General features: G+C 35.2%; 1 protein-coding gene. It reads right to left on the bottom strand.

The features are described from left to right. Window positions 1–195: 195 nt before the first annotated feature. On the bottom strand, window positions 196–1827 hold the full coding sequence (locus U9P79_08860; GenBank protein MEA2104730.1) for a transglutaminase-like domain-containing protein: 1632 nt from the start codon (window positions 1825–1827) through the stop codon (window positions 196–198). Window positions 1828–1972: the final 145 nt, after the last annotated feature.

Below are 1972 nucleotides of genomic sequence, written 5' to 3'. Positions count from 1 at the left end.
GCTGATTTCCATCTATCCACTTGCGAATTGTTTTGTGAAAAATGAAAGGAAATAAAAATTAAATTGTAACTTTCAATCTGGAAACAAAAAAGACGCCATGTAAAATTTTGGCGTCTTTTTTATTGGGAAAAATTTGGAATGAAATATCGCTCGATAGAATATTACTGATCCGGAATGATTTTATTACCGCTCATTTTACCAAATTTTCTGTTTTCTCTCTTCAATTGTAAAAATCCTCACTTCTTCATTATCCTCATCATCCTGAAGTTTGTATAAAGAGTTTTGAAAATAATGGTCGAAAATCAAAGAATCACCAACAGCGGTTGTATCAACTTTTATAGAATCTTGTAATGAATTCCAGTTACCGTTTTCCCAGATAAAAAATTCATAATTGATCTCCGGTTTTACTTTTATATTTTTTGCAATTTTTTTAATGATGATCGAATCTTTAATTATTGGTCGCAAATCCAATTCCAGATCATCAAATTTTTCGATTGAACCGGCTTCAGTAAGAATGAAAGGATTGCCTGCGGATTTTAATTCATATTTCGGTTTGTCATCATCCGATTTATCTTTTGTGGAATCTGCAGAATCAATTTGCACATAATACATCGGCAAGTAGGCGATATCTTTGCCCATGCTTGTGAAAACGGCATTACCGGAAGAATCAATTTCTGCCCACTGAATTGCTTTCCATTTATTAGAATTAAAAACTGCGAGATATGCCCATTTTTTTTCTGATTCAAGTTTTACGATATTGACATCAGTTGTTTCTGTGTATTGGTCCGTAACATCGCGGTAATTTTTCCCACTTAGCCAAGGAGGTGCTTTCTCACCCTCACCCATTTTGCTTCCGAGCGAATTTTCTTCTTCAAAAAATAATTTCCGATAAACTTTTGCTACTTTTCTACCGAGAGAATATTCACCCGGATCTGCTTCTGCTCCCATAAATGGAATTGCTTTGTCTTCGGATAGAATAATTGCATTCCAGGCGTGATTGTTTGAGCCATCTGGCCAGTGAGGAGTATAATCGCTGGTTACAGCCAATCCGTTTGCCCGAGTTGCATAAATCGTAAAATTTGTCATATCTTCGCAACGCCCATAACCTGTTTCCAACATTTCTTCCAAACTTTGATCTGTGGGATGAAGATAATAAACATCTTTGAATTTGAACATCTCACGGCATTTGTTGTTAATCAAATTTGCCAAAGTGATAGGATCTGAAGTAGAATCACGAAAAGCGGAAAATTCATTCCAAAAGTACGTTCTCCAATCAGAAAGAGGTTCGGAAGATCCACGGTAGGGAAGTACAAATTCCATAAAAGTTTTCCAGCCGAGTTCATGAGTCCACGGCAAAGTTTCATAAGCTGTTACTGCCAAATCAATGTGTTTGATGAGCAATTCCGAAGAGATGGTTTCCGCATCTTTTCGTCGCTCATTTACTTTCCAATGTAGCTCTCCCTGCGTTGTTTCTAGAGAATCAAGATAATCAACAATTTTATGATAATTTTCAAAATCCAGAACATCGAATACGATTTCGTTATCTAACGAGTCCACAATGATTACATCTGCAAATTGATGATCTTGCATATTTGCAATAAGAAAGGCAGCAGCCTCCAATTTTTGAGGATTGTTCTGATAATGATATAAAACCTTCAGTAGTTCTTTCTTATTTTTTCCGGCTTTCTCTAAAGTTTGGGAAATTCCCTTTTGGTATTTCACAGGGGTTTTCTCGATGATACTTTTGGCAGGATAAATTCCGACCAAACTACATCCGGTGATGATAATTGCTAGCATTAGAATAATAATTATTGATTTTTGTTTCATCTAAAATTCCTTTCGTTATCTGTTTTTCTTACTTTTATTTATCGCTCTGGATTTGTTATCACCTTTGGGGAATAAAATATTCATAGTCCACGGAATACGCGAAAAAACACGAAATTGATTTTGTTATAAAATATTTTGCCAAATT

The organism is Candidatus Cloacimonadota bacterium (assembly GCA_034661015.1).
In the GTDB taxonomy this organism is placed as follows: domain Bacteria; phylum Cloacimonadota; class Cloacimonadia; order JGIOTU-2; family JGIOTU-2; genus JAYEKN01.
Note: the sequence above shows the minus strand (reverse complement) of the source record. Positions and strands in the feature narration are given on the sequence as shown.

What these genes read in the sequence shown, in the direction of transcription:
- U9P79_08860 (MEA2104730.1), bottom strand. Translation starts at nt 1,827, where the DNA reads ATGAAACAAAAATCAATAATTATTATTCTAATGCTAGCAATTATCATC.